The following is a 17867-nucleotide window of genomic DNA, read 5'->3' as shown; positions in this document are numbered from 1 at the left end:
ACAGAAGAGAACGGATGCCGAGCGGGTTTTGGTCCCGCCAACCTGGGAACGCGGTGTGAGTTCTCGCTCGGCATCCCGAGTTCTCCTCGGTCACCGATGTTGCACACGGCCGCGAGGGCGTCAACCCCGGCTCACCCATCCGCCCCGAGAGGTGAGGCTGTGCGTTCTCGACCGAAAGGAACGACATGTCATCTCGCGACACACTCATCCGCAGCTTTCACGACGTCGGCCTCGCCGCGTGGTTCGGCGGCACGCTCATGGGGGCTGTCGGCCTCAACGGGGGCGCCGCCACCGCTACCTCGCCGACCGAGCGCCTGAAGATCTCATCCGCCGGGTGGATGAAATGGGCGCCCGTGCAATGGGCTTTCATGCTCGCCCATGCCTTCGGAGGGCTCGCCCTCATCTACACGAACAAGGAGCGGCTGAAGGTTCAGGGTGAGGCCCGCACCAACACGCTCGTCAAGGCGGCCCTCGAGCTCGTGGCCGGTGTCGTCACGATCTATTCCGGCTTCCTCGGCGCCAAGATCGCCAAGAACGCGAACGAGGGCGGAGAGGGAGTGACGGAGCCTTCGGCCTCCGCGTCGACGGAGCTCAGCTCCGCCCAGAAGCAGCAGAAGGTCCTGCAATGGGCGATTCCGGCTCTGACCGCGATCCTGCTCGTGCTCGGTGCACAGCAGGGCGAGCAGCAGCGTCCCTTCGCGGGGCTCCTCCAGAGCAAGAAGTGAAGCGAAGCCGGGTCCCGACCAGGTCGCTCCCGGCCGAACGGTGACGCCCGCGGAGTCACTGGCTGCCCTTCGCCGGCAGCGGTGACCCCGCGGGCGTCTGCCTGGGCGAAGCGAGCCGGCGACCGCGTTCGCGGATCCGGTGTCGGCATCCCTGCATCCAAATCCTGCCTGTCGCCGGAAAGCACTGTCATAGGGCGATGATCGATCGCCCCTCTCGAAGGAGGAAGACAGTGCGCAAGACAGCAGCCGCCGGACTCGTGGTCGGCCTGACCGCCGCTCTCGGATTCGCCCTCGCCGCACCCGCGACGGCAGCCACGACCGACAACGCGCAGCTCTCGGTGCTGCACGGCATCCCGAACACGCCCGTCGACGTGTATGTGAACGGAGCGCTCACGCTCGACGATTTCCAGCCCGGGGACCTCGCCGGTCCTCTTGATCTTCCCGCCGGTGACTACGAGGTGGCGCTGACGGCAACGGATGCCGCCGATGCCTCGTCGCCGGTGCTCGGTCCGGCCACGATCACCCTTGTCGCAGGCAAGAACTACACCGCCGCGGCGTACCTCAGCGAGAGCGGTGCCCCCTCTCTCAAGCTGTTCGAGAACAACACGGCGACGACGGCGCCCGGCCAGGGCCGCCTCACCGTCCGCCACATCGCCGCAGCTCCGGCGGTCGACATCCTCGCCGGCGGTGCCCCCGTCATCGAGGACCTCGCCAACCCGAACGAGTCCACGCTCGACCTGCCGGCGAGCACCGTCTCGGCGGCCGTCGCGCTCGCGGGGACGACCGAGCCCGTGCTCGGCCCGGCAGACGTGCCGATCCAGGACGGCGTGCTGACGATCGTGTACGCGTGGGGGAGCGCTGCGGACAAGAACCTGGCCCTCGCCGTGCAGAGCGTCTCCGGCCTCCACTCGAACCCGGGCGGAGTCCCGTCGGGCACGGCCGGATACCTCGCTCAGCGCGACGCGACCACCTCGCTCGTGGCCATGGCAGGCGCCGGCGCGCTCGCCATCGCGGTCGCGGCCGGATCCGCGTTCGCCCTCCGGCGCCGGCACCAGGCGCAGCGCTGATGCGACAGGGCACGCCGCGAGTGCACGCCCGGGACGGAGTGGCGATGGCCACCCTCATCGGCACGGCGCTCGCGGCGTGCCTGGCGGCGTGTCTTGTGGCGTGCACGCCGTCAGATGCGGGGGAATGGAGGCCGAGCCCCACGCCCTCTTCCCCCGCATCCCTGCCCTCGCGCACCGCCTCACCCACGCCTCTCGTGCAGGTCCCCGTCGCCCCGGCCCAGCTTGCGCCCGCAACGACCCCCATCGAGCCCCGCAGGCTGCGCATCGACTCGGTCGGGGTCGACATGCCCGTGACCGGAGTGGGTGTGGAAGCCAACGGTCAGATGCAGCTCCCGAGGGATCCCGCCGTCGCAGGCTGGTACCGATACGGTCCGGATGCCGCCGCCACCGCGGGCCACATCGTGGTCGCCGCGCACGTGGATGCCCCGGACTACTCGATCGGCCCGCTCGCGCGGCTGCGGGACATCGGCCCAGGAGCAGTGGTGACCCTCGATGGCGCGGACGGATCGACACGGACTTTCGTCGTCGAGTCGCTTGATCTCTACGAGAAGACCGCGTTGCCGACATCCGACCTGTTCGCGCGAGAGGGCGACCCCGCACTCGTGATCATCACGTGCGGCGGCCCGTTCGACAGCGCGACAGGGCACTATCGAGATAACGTGGTGGCGATTGCGAGGCCGCAGTGAATGAACCCGAGGACGCCGAGGCCCTCCTCAACGAGGGTTTCGTGGCGGGCGACGAGCGGGCGCTCGCCGAGGTGTACCGGCGCTGGTCGCCGGTGGTCTTCACGCTCGCCCTCCGATCGCTCGGCGACCGCGGCGACGCCGAGGACGTCACACAGCGCACCTTCGTCTCGGCGTGGACCTCGCGCGCGAGCTATGACTCATCGAAGGCGCGTCTGTCGACCTGGCTCGTCGCGATCGCCCGCCGGCGCATCGCGGACATGCACGAATCGCGCGCCAAGATCCGCGCACTTCAGGCGGAGATGGAGCGCGTGACGCGCCCCGACGACCTGGTACGCGAGCCGCCGGATCTCTCGGAGTCGCTGCTCGTCGCGAACGAGATGCAGCAGCTCGAACCCGACGCCCAGGCGGTCATGCGGCTGGCCTTCTTCGACGATCTCACTCACGAGGAGATCGCGCGCCGACTCGATATGCCGCTGGGTACCGTGAAGAGCCACATCAGACGAAGTCTCATCCGCATGCGCAACCGATTGGAGGTGACTGGTGTCACACCTTGACCCGGAACAGCTCGCCCTGATCGCGCTGGGGGAGCCCGTTGCCTCCACCGATGAGCGCGAGCATCTCGAGTCCTGCCCGCAGTGCACGGCGGAGGTCGCCGAGATGTCTCACGCGGTGCTCGTCGCGCGTTCCACCATGGACGAGGCCGAGCTCGACGTGCCGCCTGCGCGCGTGTGGGACCGGATCGCCGAAGAGCTCGCGTTGAGCCCCCCCGTCGCATCCCCGATGCACGACGCCGGCTCGGAGAGGACCGAAGGCGGCGGGCATGCCGACGTGCCCGTGGATCACCGCGCGACCTGGCAGTCAACCCGCGATGGCGCTCCGGATGCCGCGGACCCGCCTGCTGCCGCTGTCGCCGCGTCACCCGCACCCGCGTCACCCGCACCCGCAACACGCCGCCGCCGCTCGATGGGAGTGCTGTGGGCTCTCGCGGCCTCGGTCGCGCTCATTCTCGTGGTCGGCGCGGGGCTCTGGGTCGGGATCGGGCGCCTCGCGCCCAGCCCCATCGCGACGGCTGCGCTGGAGGCGTTCCCCTCGCACCCCCAAGCAGCGGGGACCGCCGAGGTCGAAGAAGGCCGCGACGGCACTCGTACCCTCACCGTCACCCTGGAAGGCGAGGTCGACGCTGACGACTATCGCGAGGTGTGGCTCATCCGCAACGACGGCGCCGCCCTCATCAGCGTGGGCGTCCTCCAGGGGAGCTCCGGCTCGTTCCCGATACCCGAAGGCGTGGACCTCTCCGAGTACGACCTGGTCGACATCTCGTTCGAGCCCATCGACGGCGACCCGACGCACTCCGGCGACTCCATCGTGCGGGGGCAGTTGGAGTTCGTGTGACGGGCAGAGCACCGCGGCCGCCCGGACCCGGCGAAGGGGTCATCATGGGCTGGAACCCCGGGCTGTGGGATGAGTGGCCCGGCTCCTATGCCGCCGTCGTCGACAGCGTGACGCGTGGGACGCCGTACGTCACCCAATGGTCTGTCGGGTCACGGCGTGCGGTCGACCCGGGAACGGATGCCTGGCTGCTGCGGCAGGGCGGATCACACGGCATCATCGGGCACGGCCTGGTGCTGACCGACACCTACGAAGACGTGCACTTCGCCGATCCCACGCGCACCGCGAGATTCGTCGACGTCGCGTTCGACTCGCTCGTGGTCGAGAGCGACCGCGTCCCGCGCGACATCCTCGAGGTCGTCGTGCCGGAAGTCGCCTGGCGGTTCCAGTTCCGTTCCGGGAACCGGATCTCCGCCGAGGCGAACCGCCGGCTTCACGAACTGTGGCGTCAAGCGGTCGAGCCGTAGATCAGTACCAGCCGGTCGACTGCGAGTGACCCCACGCGCCGCAGGGGCTGCCGTAGCGACCTGAGATGTACCCGAGGCCCCAGTTGACCTGGGTGGCGGCGTTGGTCTGCCAGTCGGCTCCGGCGCTGCCCATCTTGCTGCCAGGGAGTGCCTGCGGGATGCCGAAGGCGCCACTGCCGCGGTTGTAGGCCTGGTAGTTCCAGCCCGACTCCCTGTTCCAGAGCGACACGAGGCACCCGAACTGGTCGCTTCCCCAGCCGTACGCCCCCAAGCGCGATGCCGCGTACGCCTGTGCGCCGGCCGGGCTGTTATCGCCGTTCCCGTTGCCGCTGGGGATCGGGACGGACGGGGCAGAGGTGCTTCGTGCCGGCGCGGCGGCCTTGGGGGCAGCGGGAGCAGCGGCCTTGGCGGCAGCGGCGGCAGCGGCCGCGGCAGCTTCCTGGCGCGCCTTCTCCTCCGCCTCCTTGCGGGCCTTCTCCTCGGCCTCCTGCTGGGCCTTGAGCGCGATCGCGGCGTCGAGGGCGCCCCGCAGGCTGGCGACCTGCTCGTCGACGGAGGTGGCGAGCTCGCTCACGTCGTCCGCGACGTCAGGGAGCATGACGTCCGGAAGGTGCCCGATGCCGAGCTCGAGCCGGTCGGCGGCCTCGGTGAGGGCGGTCGCGTCGACGGAGGTCGTGGGTGCGTTGACCGGGAGGCCGGACGCCGCGACATCGGACGAGACGGCCGCGGCGGCGGCGACGGACGCATCAGCGGCGGCGACGACTTGGCGGGCGTCAGCGGTGACAGCATCCGGTGCCACCTCCGCGACGACCGGAGTGGGTACGGCGGTCGTGCTGTACGAGGCGAGCGCGAAGGTCGGATAGGTCCCCGATGCCGAGGCATAGGAGACGGGCACGGCTCCCGCGAATCCCACTGCCGTGAGAAGCCCAGCGGCGATGCCGCCAGCGACGATCGCGGGGCGGCGACGGGCACGACGTTCGACGTTTCTCTGGGTTCTGCGAGTAGGCGTGGAAGACGAGCTGGAGCGCATAGATTCGGGTTCCGTATCAGTCGTTCGCGCCATCGGATAGACGCGTCGCAGCCGCTTTGCGGATACAAAACCCTGATCCTGCATGTCTTTTCTGGACGTTATCTGAACGTTACCTGGGTGCGGCCGCTCTCGCTCCCATTGCAGCCGACCCGGATCGGCCCGTCCTGGACACGTGCCCACGCGGGGAATTCGAGCGGTTCGAACGGCCTCACGCCCTCGGCGAAATGGTCTGCGCGCGTCTTCGCCGGCCAGTCGTAGACAGGGATCGCGCCGACGTTGAGCACCGTGCGTCGGCGGAGGATCCGTCCCTTCCCGGGCGCCCATCCCGGGTCGTTCGCAGCACCGCGGATGCACCGGCTGCAGCCGGCTTCTGCGCGTATTGACGCAGACCGGCGTAAAATCCCCTCGTGACCTACCGCGACAGCGCCGGCCGCGCACTCGAGGAATACGTCCGGCCGTCCGTCGCCGTCGACACCGCGGTGCTGACCCTCCGCGAATCGCGCCTGAGCGTGCTGCTGACCCTGACGAACGATGCCGTGCGCGGCGGCCCCCCGCACTGGCGCCTGCCCGGCACTTTCGTCCATCCCGGCGAGCGGCTGGCGGAGGCAGCGCTGCGATCGCTGCGCGAGAAGGCGGGGGTGGACGGGCTCGAGCCTCGCCAGCTGCGCGTGTTCGACGAGCCCGACCGCGATGACCGCGGCTGGGTCCTGAGCGTCGCGCACTATGACGTCGTGCCGGTTCGTCAGCTGCCGCTGAGGGACCGCACCCAGCTGGTCCCCGTCGACGAGCTGCCGGCGCTGACGTACGACCACGCCGAGATCGTGGCCTTCGCCGTCGACGCTCTGCGTGAGGACTACCGACGCTCGCCCGATCCTTCGCGGCTGCTCGAGCAGCCGTTCACGATGCGGCGCCTCCGCCAGGTGCACGAGGCCGTGCAGGGCGAGCCGCTGCTGCCCGACACGTTCCGGAGGTCGATGCTGCCCGGCCTTCGGCCGACGGGTGATCTGTTCAGCGAGGGCCGAGGTCGCCCCGCCGAGCTGTACCGGACGGCGGAGCGAGACGCTGCCACCGCCCCCCGCCCGTGACCCCCGCGACTCCTTACATCCTGTGCCAGTCGGCCGAGGACGTCGCCTCGCACGCGTAGCCTGATCACGTGCGCGTGCCGTCGACCTCCTCGAGCGCCCGGGCGCAGCTCGCAGCCCTCGCCGGACGCGCGGCCGCAGGGGAGGGCCGGCCGCTCATCGACCTGCCGGCAGTCCCGGATGCCCGCCCCGCCGCGGTGCTGCTCCTCTTCGGCGTGCTCGACTCGCTGTCGGCCGACCGCGATGCCCGCGACGACGCCGTGTCCCGCGATCTGGATGTGCTCCTCCTCGCTCGCGCCTCCACGCTGCGGTCGCACCCCGGCCAGGTCGCCTTCCCCGGCGGTCGCGTCGACCCCACAGACGACGACACGGTCGCAGCCGCGCTGCGGGAGGCGCAGGAGGAGACGGGGCTCGATCCCTCGGGGGTCGAAGTGCTGGGGGCCCTGGCGGACGTTCCCCTCGTCTACTCGCTGCACGTGGTGACGCCGGTGCTCGGGTGGTGGCGGCATCCGTCCCCCGTGCATGTCGTCGATGAAGCGGAGTCTTCCGCCGTGTTCCGGGCGCCGGTCGCCGACCTGCTGAACCCCGCCCATCGCGGGGTCACGCTGATCCGCCGCGACGGCCAGGAGTGGCGTGGGCCCGGCTTCCTGGTTGGGCACGAGACCGGTGATCACCTCGTCTGGGGATTCACGGGGATGCTGCTGGACGCGCTCTTCGATCAGCTCGGGTGGACCGAGCCGTGGGACCACGACCGCGAGCTGCCGCTCGCCCTCCCGAGCTAGCCGCGATCGCTCTCAGACCACGCGCTGGCGCACGACACGCGCCGTCGCGACGGGGTCGGGTCGATGCATGACCGACTCCGGGACGATGACGAGCTCGGCGTGGGGCATCGACTCGGTGAGCCGATCCGCCGCCGTGACGAGGATGGGGAAGGTCTGCTCGCCCCGGATCACGGTCACGGGTGGCGCGACGCGGAGCATCTGCGGAGTGGGCACAGAAACCTGCCGGGTCAAGGCGACGTCGTACACCGTTGACTGGCCCAGCGGCGCGAGCGACGCGAGCTGCCCATTGGCGCGGCCGGCCTCGACCATCTCGCGCGGCAGCTCGACCCCCTCGATCTGGAAGGTGGCGACGGCATCCTCGCCCTTCCCCTCGTCGACCAGGCGCTGCAGCCTGTCGGCGAGATCCGCCGCAGGTTCGTCGACGCCGAAGCGGAACGGGGGCTCGGAGAGGAACAGTGCACGGACCGGAACGCCGAGCGAAGCGGCGAAGAGCGCGAGGACCKCCCCGGACGAGTGCCCGAGGACGATCACCTCCCCGCCGACTGCCTCGATGACAGCGGCGAGGTCGGCGACCTCGTCCTCGGGCGTCGAACCGCGGCGGTCGCCGCTCGATCCGCGCGCACGCCGGTCCCAGGTCACGGCGCGGAAGCCGGCCTCCGCGAGCGCATCCGCAATCCCCGCCGCGTCGGCGGCGAGCGAAAGCGCTCCGTTGACGATCACGACCGCGGGGCCGTCGCCCCGCTGGTCGTAGGCGATCCGGGTTCCGTCGGCGGAGGTCGCAGCATCCATGTCGTCACACAATCACGACCCACCGACACGCGACAAGAGCCGCCCGAGAGCCTTCGCTCAGCGCACGGGCGTGCGGTTCTCGGCGCTCACCATCCAGGCGAACTGCTCGAGCGACTCGAGGATCGCGTGCAGGATGTCGGCGCTCGTCGGATCCTCGTCGTCGACGTCGTCGTGCACATCGCGACAGGTGCCGATCACCGCTTCGAGTCGCTCGGTCACCAGGTCGATGACCTCGGCGGTGTCGATCTCGCCCTGCGGCAGCTCGGGAAGCGTCGTCGTCTCGGCGACCGTGTCGCTGCGCCCGTCGGGGAGCGCGTGCAGTGCGCGCATGCGCTCGGCGATCGTGTCGCTGAACTCGCGGGCAGCCTCGATGATCTCGTCGAGCTGCCGGTGCGTGTCGCGGAAGTTCTTGCCGACGACGTTCCAGTGCGCCTGCTTGCCCTGGCTCGCCAGCTCGATGAGGTCGACGAGCACCTTCTGGAGGTTGTCGCTGAGTGACTCCGTCGCACGGAAGCCGCTCTCGGCGTTCTGCTCGTTCGTCAGCATGGCACCGCTCTTGGCGGGCCGGCGGCGGTTCTTCGCGGCGGTCGAGCCGGCCGTCGTGCTCGAGGTGCTGTTCTTGCTCGGGGCACTGTTCTTGGTCGCGTTGGCAGCCATGACTTCACCTTTCGATCGTGGGATGCCTCGACGCTACGACGCCCCATGCTCCGCATCCCGGGGATTGAGAGTCGCGCATGATGCGTGTATGCGGCCCTGGCCGGCATCGCGACCGCCGCCGAGGAGTCGGGGTCGTCGGATTCCCGTGCGCGGAACCAGGCGACCCGGGAGCAGAACCGGCATACGCTGAGGGTGCTGCGGACCGGAAGGATTCGATGTGAGCACACCCGACGAACACTCCTCTCACCGCCATGTTCCCGGCCCCGATGAGTCCTCCGTCCCCGAGCTCGAGGACGACGAGAATGTCGCGCCCCGTCCCGAGGAGGAGATCGCCGACGTGCTGAGGGCGAAGCCCGACCTCGGCGACCACAGTCGGCACTGACCCCGCGCCGCGCTCCTCCCCGAGCACCGCGGGCAGCAGCCGGACTCCCGACGAGGTGCGAGGAGGAGACGATGGCCGGAGCCGGACACCGCCCCGCGACGGGCTTGAACGAGCGCACCCTGGGGCGGATTGACCTCATCCTGTTCGACGCCGACTATCCCGACGCCCGTGCGGCCCTCGAGGATGCATGGCGAGTCGCTGTGCTCGCGTCCGATCCCCGGATGCGCGCCGATCACGAGCGCGCTCGGGCGGACGCGGTCCGGGCGGCCAATGAGCGACGCGATCCGGTGGCGGCGAGAGTGCGGACATCGACGGACCTGCATCGCGCAGCGCTGGGGGCGGCGTTCGTCCTCGGCACGATCGCCGTGGCGCTGATCGCCACCCCCCGCAGCAGTCCGCTTCCGCTGCAGGACGCCTTGCTGCCCGCCGGGATCCTTGCCGTCGTCTCCGTGTCGCTGCTGTGGTGGCTCGAGCCGCGCCGCGCGAACGGGTCGCTCTGGGGGTCGCGCGCTCCGGCGGTGATCCACCTCATCTTCGGGATGCTGTGGCTGCTGGCCGCGGCCGGCGTGGTGATCTTCCGATGGAGTGAGGTCGACACGTACCGCGCACTTCCGCAGACGGCGGGCCTCACGATGCTGGCATGCGCCGGTGTCGCCGCGATCATTCTCTGGTTCCACGCGTTCCAGGCCGATCGCTCCGGCCGTCAGACCGGGGTCGCCCGGCTCACCGGCGACCTCCTCGATCCGCAGGATGCGGCGGAGGTCTTCGACGCCCTCGACCGGTGGTGGTCGATCGCCGGTCCCGAAGCCATGCAGGGCGACGCCGCCCGAATCCGCACCGTCCGGAAGGAGGCGCTGGCGCGCCTGAGGCTCGCGGCCCTCATCAGCGAGCGCGACGAGCGCTCGGCCGCGTGGGCCTCTCAGCCGCCGGCATGGAGCGAGCGGCGGCGCTGAGCGGGGGAGCGACGAGCGGGATCGGGTTCCCCGCAGGCCGGCGAGCGCTCCTCATTCCAGCAATTCCGCGGCCAGACGGAGATCGTCGACGAGGGCATCGAACGCCGCACGACGCTCAGCATCGTCACGCAGGCGCAGGATGCTGGACGGATGCGCGGTGACCACGACTGGAGTCCCCGCGGGATCGGGGGCCTCGAGCACGACGCGGCGGACTTCCCCGATCTTCACGGTCCTGCCGAGGAGGGAGTGGGCGGCGGTGGCTCCGAGTGCCACGATCACCCCGGGCCGCACAGCATCCATCTCCGCTGCCAGCCAGGGATGGCATGCCACGATGTGGCCGACGGCGGGCTTCTCGTGGATGCGTCGCTTCCCGCGGCGCTCGAAGCGGAAGTGCTTCACGGCGTTCGTCACGTACGTGTCTCGTGGATCGATGCCAGCGGCCTCGATCGCCTCGGCGAGCAGGCGCCCTGCGGGCCCGACGAACGGTTCGCCCGTGCTGTCTTCGCGATCGCCCGGCTGCTCGCCGACGATCATGATGGGCGCGCCCGCTGATCCACGGGAGAACACGACCTGCGTCGCGTCGCGCCACAACTCGCAGCCGCGACACTTCTCGGCCGCCCTCCGGAGGGCATCGAGATCCGCTCCGGGCGGCACCCACCGGTCGGCGCCCGGACGATCGTCACCCTTCGTCGCCTTGGCCATGCGAGGACGTTACGAGTCGAATCTGCGCCCGCCCACCCCCTTGCATGGGAGGACCCGCGCACTTCGCTGTCTCCGGGAGGACTCCGCGGCCGCGCCGCATTCCTCACCGATGGGAGGTGTCACATTTCTCCTGACCACACGGCGGTCGCTCCACTGTGGCCGATGAGAACCGCTTGCACCGTCGTTCCGCCCGCTGCGACCAGGGCGAGGGCGATCAGGGTGATGGCGATCCATCGCGGACCGGCCTTCGCGTCGTGCTCGGATGAGGCGGAGGCGCTCGCCCGCCTTTCTCGGAGGTTCCACCACAGCAGCGCTGCGGCCACGACGACGAGCCCGATGACCCACGGCAAGAGGCCGTCCGCGAGCTCGGCGTGCCTCTCGATGAGTGCGTTCTCACTCACACGCTCTTCCAGCGCCTCACCGGACTCCTTCGAGATCGGTACGAGCACCAGCGCGACCAGCGTGAGGCCGAGCGTCAGGTAGCCGGACCAACGGCGAAAGCGCGGCCAGGCGGCGGTGAGGACCACGAACGCTGCGGCGAGAGGAACGAGGACTTCCGTTGCATGGACGACGAGGGGATGAAGTGGCAGACCGAAAATGGTGTCGAACATCGTGCTCCTCATGAGTGGTGGGTCTGGAATGGCGGTTCGGAGGGCCATCGGCTCACTCCTCGACCAGGTGGTACACCGTGGTGCGGTGAACGAGGTGGGATGACTCGAGCTCGTAGCCCAGGTGCTCGAGCAGGGCGATGTCGGCGGGCCTGTCGGTGCTCGTGGTGAGCTCCACGGCCCACACATCGCCCACGCCGTCGAGGCGGGACACCGCTTGCGCGTTGGGCGCCGTCCGATCCCACAGGTGCGTCCGGCTCTCATAGGCCGCTTCGAGGGCGATGTCCCGCAGACCGGCGAAGGCGCGGGGGTAGAGATCCCGCGCGATCCGCGGATCCCGTGAGGGCTTCGTGGACTGATCGAAGACGACGGCGGCGCCGGGCGCCGCGTTCGCCTGCACATAGTCGGCCACGGCCCTCCAGTCGCTGCCCCCGTCCTTCGCCCATGGCGTGCGCTGCCCGACGTACGCCGGGGCGCTGCCGATCAGCACCGCGCACACCATTGCCGTCACAGCACCGCGACGAGCAGGCCACGTCACGCGCGAAAGACCCCGCACGCCCACCGCCAGCAGAATGGCCGCTGCCGGTGCGCAGAACGAAAGGTAGCGGACGTTGTACACCGGGGCGACGGTGGCATCTGCGACAAGGAGCACGGCTGTGGGGATGCTGAGCCAGAAGACCGCGAGAAGTGTGAGGGCGATCAACCCCTCGTCCCTGGCGCGACTCCGACGGATTGCGGCGACCAGCCAGACGAGCGCGCACACGATCACGAGCCACGCGGCAGCCGCGAGAAGCGGATACCCGAACCACTGCTTGGTGAGAACGTGTGCGGCGGTGGCGTAGTGACGTCGCTCGAGGAACCTGATCTGCCGTCGCTCCCGATAGCCCGCCACGATGATCGGGAGCGCCAGCAGCAGCGACATCCCCGCCGCCCGTGCCCACCGCTGCGCTTCCCGGCGGTGCAGCACCACGACGAAAAGTCCGTGCACGAGCAGCAGCAGCCCGAGATAGAGGAAGTCATACATGCACAGCGCCATCGCCGCGGCATATCCGAACCACCGGCTGCGCGCAGGGGAGCCGCGGAGCACCCTCACCAGAAGCACAGTGGCCCAGACCGCCGCTGCCGCTCCCAGGGCGTAGGAGCGCGCTTCGGTGGCCATGTATGTGGTGCGGGGCAGGGCTGCCGACAGGATGCCGGTCAGCACCGCCATCCGAGCGGTTCCGAACTCGCGCACCAGCACGACCGTTCCGGCCACCATGAAGCCCACTGCGACCGAACTGAGGGCGCGCGTCGCGAATTCGGACGGCCCGAACGTGCCCACCCATACGTGAAGGAGCGCGTAGTAGAGACCGTGAACGGCGTCGACGTGCGCCAGCATCTCTCCGAGGCTCGGCCATGTCCGGGTGGCGGACATGACGCTGGCTGCTTCGTCACCCCAGTACGACGGCACCCACGATCCTGCGAACCCGATCACTCCGCCGACCACCCCGAGGATCAGCGCGGAGCGATCGCCGCGCTGAACACGGTCAGCCGGTGCGGCTGTGATCTCGTAATCGAGTTGCGACACCCTCGCACCCCGCATCCTGGTCGACCGCCGGCCGGTATCACGATGACGGGCGAACATCTGAAGAGCATCGGGCCGACGACGCCCAGACTGAGAAACCTCACAGGAAACATCACCGCGATCGGGAAACGATCGCCGCAGAGACGAAAGATGCCTCGCGACATACGTCGCGAGGCATCTCGGTGCGGAGGATGGGGGATTCGAACCCCCGAGGGCTTTCACCCAACACGCTTTCCAAGCGTGCGCCATAGGCCACTAGGCGAATCCTCCTAGGCCCCAAGGGCCGAAGGACATTCTACCTGGTGCGGGGTGGGCCGCCGAACCGTGGGCGCTCGACGCTTGTCAGCGCGTCGCAGACGCCCGGGCCCCCGCGCCGGCGTAGACGGAGCCGGGACGGATGACGAGCGAGCGTGGGACGAGCACTGCAAGGGCGCGTCTGCCCGAGGGGAGCTCGGCGAGGAGCCCCGCCCGCACGGCCGCGGCGGCATCTGCCATCGAGGCGTCGGCGGCAGTCCTGCCTACGGAGGAGTAGCTCGCGCGCTCGATCGCACTCACCAGGCGGGTGGTGGCCTCGAGCGGAGCCCCGTGGGCATGGATCAGGCGATGGCCGAGCGACCGCGGAGAATCGCTTGCCGGAACGGGGATGCCGAGGTCGATCGCGGCATCCTGCACCACCGTCCAGGCCGCGACAGCGTCGCCCTGCCGGGCGGCACGCAGGAGCCGCCGCGTGCGGGCGCCCTGAAGGAGCGCAGGAATCGCCAGAGCGGCGAGCCCCGCGATCACCATGCCGAACACGGGGAGCGGGTTGATGGTCGTCGACGAGAATCCCGGACCTGCCGCGCCCTGGTCGGGGATGTCCTCGTCCGCCCGGGGGTCAAGTGCCGATGCTGACGCGGAGGGAGCCGGCTCGACGTCCTCGCCCTGCCCGGCATTGTCGCCCAGCGTCGCGGCGGGGGAGAAGCTCGTCGGCGTCCCGAGCCCCACGGTCGGCTCGAACGCGATCCACCCGATGCCCTGGAAGTACACTTCGGGCCACGCGTGCAGCTGACTGCTGGCGACCTGGTAGAGCGTCTGACCATCCACTTCGTCCGTGGTCGCGGTTCCGGGGAGATATCCGACGACGATGCGGGACGGCATCCCGAGCGTCCGCGCCATCAGTGCGAAGGCAGAAGCGAAGTGGACGCAATAGCCCTCGCGCACGTCGAGGAACCGCGCGACCGCCTGCGCGCCGCTGCCGTCGAAGCGATCCTCGACCGGGGAGTCCAGGGAATACCGGAAGTTGCCGGTGCTGCGGAACCAGCGCTGAAGCATCGCGAGGGACTCGTAGTCGCTCCCGGCTCCCTCCGTCACGAGGGCTGCCGTCTCGGCGATGATCGGCGGCATCCCGCCCGGCAGGTCCCGCGTCTCGTCCGTGATCTGGGAGTCCCTCGAGGAGGCGGCCTCGATCTGCTCGAGAGAGGGCCTCGGCACATGGGTCACGACCTCGTAGCGCTGCCCGGAGGTCGTGGACTGGCGGCTGAGCACCGTGCGGTTGAAGGGAACGGCATCCCATTCGCCCTCCAGTCCGGACACCCCCACAGCGGGGTACGGCACCGGCAGCCAGGGTGAGACGAGATCCTTGACCTCCACGGTCGTCGTGTACTCGCTGACCCGGACATCCGTCGCGACTTCCACCTCGCTGAGGGCGAGTTCGCTCGCGAGCGGAACAGAGCGCCCGTGATCGGGCTCCCAGAGCCCGCCGTCGAAGTGCGAGAGCGTCGCCGCACGCAGGTAGGGCGCTCCGGGGAGTGTCGAGCGCACGGTGAGGGCGACCGTCTCGCGAGGTCTGCGCAGGTCGTCCCCGAGCTGCAGGGAGACGTCGATGCCCGGACCGGTCCCGATACCGCCGGCTCCCGGCTGCACAGAGGGCTGCGGAAGGAGCGGGGCCGAGACGATCGCGACGATCACGGCGACCGCGCCGATTCCGAGGGCGGTGGCGGTGGCGCCTGCGGAGCGGGATCCCGCGCGGTCCGCCTTCGGCTCGCGCGTGCGCGTCTCGGCCCGGATCAGGTAGAGCACCGCCCCCGCGAGCATCACGAAGGCCGCCACGTCCACGCCGCGGGGCACCGCGATGGAGGGGATCAGCGACACCGCAATCAACCCGACGGCGGCGAGGAGCGGCATCCGGGCCGTCAGGACGACATGGTCGATGATGATCGCGAGCAGCGCGGTGGCGCCGACGATGAGGAACGCCAGTCCGGCCCCCGCTTCCAGCGGTGCGGCGCCGAGTGCGATCTCGTTCGACGCTTCGGTGAGGGACTCACCGACCGCGCGCACAGTGGCGGGGGTCGGGATGATCCACAGGAGCGCTGTGTCGCGGAAGAACACGAAAGTCAGCGCGAGGGCCCAGGCGGCGGCCTCGAGCAGGCTCACCGCCACCGCCGGGAGTCGATGGCGGCGTGCGACATACCCGACGGCGAGGACCGTCGCCGACAGCAGCGCCGCTCCCAGGAGCCACGGCCACGGGCGGATGACGCCCGTGACGGGCACGAGGGCGGCCACGATGGCGATGAGGACGCCGATCGTCAGCCCGAGATCAGGCGGGCGGCGGAGGTCCCGGTCGTCCGCGGGTCGACGCGGCGCGGCCGCCGAGGTAGGCGACTCTTCGGCGCGCACGCGCTCAGCGGAACGCACGACTCACTCCTCGCTCGACGACAGCCGTCCAGGTGCTCGCGAGGTCGCTCTCCGGAGCGATGGATGCCGCATGCCACCCGACGTCGAAGGCCCGGTCGAGGGCGTCACGGGAGGGGGACACCGCGAACAGGATCGGCAGCGAGCTGTGGTGGACGACCGGTGCGAGGGCCTCGGCATCCGCTCGGTCCAGTCGCCCGACGATCAGGATGACAGGGCCCGTCATGACGCCGTGGAAGACTTTGGGAAGCGCGACGAGGTGATCGTCGCGCCGGGCCGTCAGAGCAGCGAAGTGCGTGCGGACGTCCTCGACGGCGGTCGTGTCGCCGCCCTCGATGCGCTCAGCCAGCGGCGTGCCGTCCGAGTCGATGATGTCGACCGCGTAGCCGTCGTGCACCAGCCGGGCGATGACCGACACCGCGACCGAGACCGCGGCCTCGAACCCGGCATCCGCTCCGGTGGCCCTCATGGCGTCGGCGGAGTAGCGCAGCACGCCCCTGTCGAGGATGACGACGGCATCCGGGGTGGACTCCTGCTCCTCCTGGCGCACCATCAGGTCGCCGCGGTGCGCGGAAGCCCGCCAGTGGATCCGGCGCATCGAATCGCCGGGAGCGTACGGACGCGCGACGAGATTGTCAGCGCCCTGACCGAGGTGGTTGGTCTGCGAATGGAGTGTTCCGCCCGCATCGCCGAGCAGGTTGGTGAGCGGCGAGAGCTCAATGGCGGCGGGGGCGATGGTCGCCTTCGTGTGGTCGCTGAACACGGTCCTCCGCCGGGTCAGCCCGAACGGGTCGGTCGAGGTCACCGTGAGGGGGCCGAGGGAGTGGATGCCGCGCCGGGCGCCCGTGATGGTGTACTCGAGTTCGAGCACCTTCTCCGCGCCGCTGAAGCCGGAGCCGACGGCAGGGAAGGCGCCTCGGGCCGTGCCGTCGATTCCCACGGGAAGCCCGTCCTCCCAGGTGCCGGGCGACATCGCGAACGGCGACCGCACGCCGAGCCGGGCGATCACCGTCGAGGTGCGTCCGACGGTGCCGATGTCGGGGKAGAGCGAGCGCGAGACGCGGTCGGTGCGCCGCACGAGGCGCAGAGACACCCAGCCGGCCGCAAGCACTCCGAGAAGCAGCATCCCGAAGTACATCAGCTCGACGACGCCGATCTCGTTCGCCAGGATGAAGCAGCCGACGCCGAGGGCGAGCGCACCCGTGCCCCGGGCAGTGAGTGGCCACAGCCGTCTCATGACGACCTCACGGCGATTCGGGCGGGCATGTCGGTCCGGACTTCAGGGTCGGGCGGCGATCGGCACGCGCACGCTCTGCGCGATCCGCTCGAGGATCATGGTCACGGCGTCGGCTCCCGAGCGCGCCCGTGAGCCGCCCGCCGAGCGGGTGGGGATCAGGCGGTGCGCGAAGACGGGGATGAGGAGGGCGGTGATGTCATCGGGGATGACGAACTCGCGGCCGTCGAGAGCGGCCCACACCTTCGCCGCCCGCACCAGCTGCAGCGTCGCGCGGGGGCTGGCCCCCAGCCGCAGATCCGAGTGGCTGCGGGTCGCCTGCGCAAGCGCGACCGCGTAGTCCTCGATCGTGGGAGCCACGTGCACGGCGCGCGCCCACGCGATGAGCGCCGAGACCTCGGCAGCCGTGACGACGCCGCGAATGGCCTCGAGCGGGTTGACGGAGTCGCGCTGCCGCAGCATGAGCGCCTCGGACCTGGCGTCGGGGTACCCCATCGAGATCCGCATCATGAAGCGGTCGCGCTGCGCTTCGGGGAGGGCGTACGTGCCCTCCATCTCGAGGGGATTCTGGGTCGCCACGACGAGGAACGGCGTCGGCAGGAGATGGGAGTGCCCGTCGACGGTGACCTGCTGCTCCTCCATGGCCTCGAGCAGGGCGGACTGGGTCTTGGGGGACGACCGGTTGATCTCGTCGGCGATCACGATGTTGGCGAAGATCGCGCCCTGCTTGAACTCGAACTCGCGCTCCAGGGGGTTGAAGACGCTCACGCCGGTGACGTCGCCGGGGAGCAGATCCGGGGTGAACTGGATGCGCCGGACCGTCGCGTGGACCGTGGCGGCAAGTGCCCTCGCCAGCATCGTCTTGCCGACGCCGGGGACGTCCTCGATGAGCAGATGCCCCTCCGCGAGCAGGCACACGAGCGAGGACCGCACCGCATCCGGCTTTCCGTCGATGACACTGCCGATCGAGGCGAGGATGTCGTCGGTCGCACGGGCGAATCCGCTTGCGTCGAGCGCGATCGCATCGGCTGTCAAGGCATCCGTCGTCGCCGTTTCGGTCATGCGATTCCCTCGGGTTCC

General features: G+C 70.2%; 19 protein-coding genes and 1 tRNA gene. 10 read left to right on the top strand and 10 right to left on the bottom strand.

All coding sequences use genetic code 11. The features are described from left to right. Positions 1-185 precede the first annotated feature (185 nt). The 6 genes from AC1DP3_RS05860 (at position 186) to AC1DP3_RS05835 (ending at position 4334) form a co-directional block, all read left to right on the top strand. A complete protein-coding gene (locus AC1DP3_RS05860) occupies positions 186-725 on the top strand; it encodes a hypothetical protein (protein ID WP_477292200.1) in 540 nt (179 codons plus the stop codon). 230 nt (positions 726-955) lie between these two features. Continuing rightward, positions 956-1792 carry a DUF4397 domain-containing protein gene (locus tag AC1DP3_RS05855; protein ID WP_477292199.1) on the top strand — a complete coding sequence of 279 codons (837 nt, stop codon included), beginning with the start codon at positions 956-958 and terminating at the stop codon, positions 1790-1792. A 44-nt stretch (positions 1793-1836) separates the two neighbouring features. After that, positions 1837-2478, top strand: coding sequence for a class F sortase (locus AC1DP3_RS05850; protein WP_477292198.1), 642 nt, complete (start codon positions 1837-1839; stop codon positions 2476-2478). Further along, complete coding sequence (locus AC1DP3_RS05845) at positions 2475-3032, top strand: RNA polymerase sigma factor (RefSeq protein WP_477292197.1); 558 nt, start codon at positions 2475-2477, stop codon at positions 3030-3032. Before AC1DP3_RS05850 ends, AC1DP3_RS05845 begins: the two co-directional genes overlap by 4 nt. Next, positions 3019-3870: an anti-sigma factor gene (locus tag AC1DP3_RS05840; RefSeq protein ID WP_477292196.1), complete on the top strand. Its 852-nt coding sequence runs from the start codon at positions 3019-3021 to the stop codon at positions 3868-3870. Before AC1DP3_RS05845 ends, AC1DP3_RS05840 begins: the two co-directional genes overlap by 14 nt. 44 nt (positions 3871-3914) lie before the next feature. Next, the gene (locus AC1DP3_RS05835) at positions 3915-4334 is read left to right on the top strand and encodes a hypothetical protein (RefSeq protein ID WP_477292195.1); all 420 of its coding nucleotides are present in this window, start codon (positions 3915-3917) and stop codon (positions 4332-4334) included. A 1-nt stretch (position 4335) separates the two neighbouring features. On the opposite strand, the gene AC1DP3_RS05830 is transcribed toward AC1DP3_RS05835, so the two are convergent. After that, positions 4336-5229, bottom strand: a complete 894-nt coding sequence (locus AC1DP3_RS05830) for an aggregation-promoting factor C-terminal-like domain-containing protein (protein ID WP_477292194.1) — start codon at positions 5227-5229, stop codon at positions 4336-4338. 542 nt (positions 5230-5771) lie between these two features. Between AC1DP3_RS05830 and AC1DP3_RS05825 the strand changes: the two genes are divergently transcribed. Together AC1DP3_RS05825 and AC1DP3_RS05820 are read left to right on the top strand one after the other, a co-directional pair. Beyond that, complete coding sequence (locus AC1DP3_RS05825; RefSeq protein WP_477292193.1) at positions 5772-6449, top strand: NUDIX hydrolase; 678 nt, start codon at positions 5772-5774, stop codon at positions 6447-6449. Between the two features lie 74 nt (positions 6450-6523). Continuing rightward, positions 6524-7228, top strand: coding sequence for an NUDIX hydrolase (locus AC1DP3_RS05820; RefSeq protein ID WP_477292350.1), 705 nt, complete (start codon positions 6524-6526; stop codon positions 7226-7228). Positions 7229-7240: 12 nt separating this feature from the next. Here AC1DP3_RS05820 and AC1DP3_RS05815 read toward each other — a convergent pair whose 3' ends face one another. Both AC1DP3_RS05815 and AC1DP3_RS05810 read right to left on the bottom strand, forming a co-directional pair. Then, on the bottom strand, positions 7241-8017 hold the full coding sequence (locus tag AC1DP3_RS05815; RefSeq protein WP_477292192.1) for an alpha/beta fold hydrolase: 777 nt from the start codon (positions 8015-8017) through the stop codon (positions 7241-7243). A 57-nt stretch (positions 8018-8074) separates the two neighbouring features. Continuing rightward, positions 8075-8563, bottom strand: a complete 489-nt coding sequence (locus AC1DP3_RS05810; protein WP_477292349.1) for a Dps family protein — start codon at positions 8561-8563, stop codon at positions 8075-8077. 328 nt (positions 8564-8891) lie between these two features. Here AC1DP3_RS05810 and AC1DP3_RS05805 point away from each other — a divergent pair, with 328 nt between their 5' ends. Both AC1DP3_RS05805 and AC1DP3_RS05800 read left to right on the top strand, forming a co-directional pair. Next, positions 8892-9056, top strand: coding sequence for a hypothetical protein (locus AC1DP3_RS05805; protein WP_477292191.1), 165 nt, complete (start codon positions 8892-8894; stop codon positions 9054-9056). A 71-nt stretch (positions 9057-9127) separates the two neighbouring features. Further along, positions 9128-10009, top strand: a complete 882-nt coding sequence (locus AC1DP3_RS05800) for a hypothetical protein (RefSeq protein ID WP_477292190.1) — start codon at positions 9128-9130, stop codon at positions 10007-10009. Positions 10010-10060: 51 nt separating this feature from the next. Here the strand turns inward: AC1DP3_RS05800 and AC1DP3_RS05795 are convergent, their stop codons facing one another. The 7 genes from AC1DP3_RS05795 to AC1DP3_RS05765 form a co-directional block, all read right to left on the bottom strand. Next, positions 10061-10711, bottom strand: a complete 651-nt coding sequence (locus AC1DP3_RS05795) for a UdgX family uracil-DNA binding protein (RefSeq protein ID WP_477292189.1) — start codon at positions 10709-10711, stop codon at positions 10061-10063. A 119-nt stretch (positions 10712-10830) separates the two neighbouring features. Continuing rightward, positions 10831-11322: a DUF2231 domain-containing protein gene (locus tag AC1DP3_RS05790; protein ID WP_477292188.1), complete on the bottom strand. Its 492-nt coding sequence runs from the start codon at positions 11320-11322 to the stop codon at positions 10831-10833. 52 nt (positions 11323-11374) lie between these two features. Continuing rightward, positions 11375-12886 carry a glycosyltransferase family 39 protein gene (locus AC1DP3_RS05785; RefSeq protein WP_477292187.1) on the bottom strand — a complete coding sequence of 504 codons (1512 nt, stop codon included), beginning with the start codon at positions 12884-12886 and terminating at the stop codon, positions 11375-11377. A gap of 182 nt (positions 12887-13068) precedes the next feature. Next, positions 13069-13153, bottom strand: a tRNA-Ser gene (locus AC1DP3_RS05780). A gap of 72 nt (positions 13154-13225) precedes the next feature. After that, the gene (locus AC1DP3_RS05775; RefSeq protein ID WP_477292186.1) at positions 13226-15556 is read right to left on the bottom strand and encodes a transglutaminase TgpA family protein; all 2331 of its coding nucleotides are present in this window, start codon (positions 15554-15556) and stop codon (positions 13226-13228) included. Beyond that, complete coding sequence (locus AC1DP3_RS05770; protein ID WP_477292185.1) at positions 15543-16790, bottom strand: DUF58 domain-containing protein; 1248 nt, start codon at positions 16788-16790, stop codon at positions 15543-15545. The genes AC1DP3_RS05775 and AC1DP3_RS05770 overlap by 14 nt, the downstream gene beginning before the upstream one ends. A 42-nt stretch (positions 16791-16832) precedes the next feature. After that, complete coding sequence (locus AC1DP3_RS05765; RefSeq protein WP_477292184.1) at positions 16833-17849, bottom strand: AAA family ATPase; 1017 nt, start codon at positions 17847-17849, stop codon at positions 16833-16835. Between the last annotated feature and the right edge of the window lie 18 nt (positions 17850-17867).

It is taken from the genome of Microbacterium sp. P5_B6 (assembly GCF_056400345.1).
This window is presented reverse-complemented; position numbering and strand designations above follow the sequence as displayed.